1 protein-coding gene and 1 pseudogene are annotated in these 806 nt (G+C 70.2%); both read left to right on the top strand.

Annotation, left to right across the window (positions count from 1 at the left end; genetic code table 11):
- Window positions 1-598: gamma-glutamyltransferase (locus AC1DWF_RS33525; RefSeq protein ID WP_476842812.1), on the top strand; the 598-nt coding region annotated here is incomplete at its 5' end.
- Between the two features lie 2 nt (window positions 599-600).
- A pseudogene (locus AC1DWF_RS33520) lies at window positions 601-806 on the top strand (ABC transporter substrate-binding protein); the annotation flags it as partial.

Here is an 806-nt window from a genome sequence, read left to right as displayed (position 1 = left end):
ACCAGCCGTGGAGGGCGATACTTCCTATGCCTGCGCGGTGGACCGCTGGGGCAACACCGTCTCCGCCACGCCCAGCGACACCTCCTACGAGAGCGAGGTCATTCCCGGCCTCGGCTTCGTGCCTTCCTCGCGCGGCTCGCAATCCTGGGCCGATCCCAACAGCCCCTCCTGCGTACAGCCGGGCAAGCGGCCGCGGCTGACGCCCAACCCCTCCATGGCCATCCGCCCCGGCGAGTTCGTCATGCCCTTCGGCGGCCCGGGCGGCGACCTCCAGCCGCAGGCCATGCTGCAGGTCTTCCTGAACCACACGATGTTCGACATGCCGATCCAGTCGGCGATCGAATCCCCGCGCTTCGTCACGCATTCCATGCCGCACACCTTCGAGCCGCATCTCTACCAGCCGGGACGGCTCGACCTCGAAGCCTCGCTCGGCGCCGACGTGGCCGAGGCGCTCGCGGCCAAGGGCCACCTGGTGCATATGCGGCCGGCGGTCTCGACCAACGTGTCCGGCGTCTGCGCGATCCATGCCGACCTGCGCTCCGGCACGATCTACGGGGGCGCCGACCCACGCCGCGCCGCCCGCGCGATGGGGTGGTGAGGATGCAACGACGCTCGCTCCTCGCCACGCCCACCGTGCTGCTGGGCACACCAGCCATGGCGCAGGAGGTCCGCACGCTCGCCATCGGCGTCTCGGCGCCGGTCACGAGCATGGACCCGCATTTCCACGATGCCGCGCCGAACAAGGGGCTGGCCTCGCACATCTTCGACGGGCTGACCGACCTCGACGAGCGCTCGCGTGTCATCCC

The sequence above is a fragment of the Aminobacter sp. P4_D5 genome, assembly GCF_056401815.1.
The sequence above is the reverse complement of the archived record's forward strand: the minus strand, read 5'-3'. Positions and strand labels throughout refer to the sequence as shown.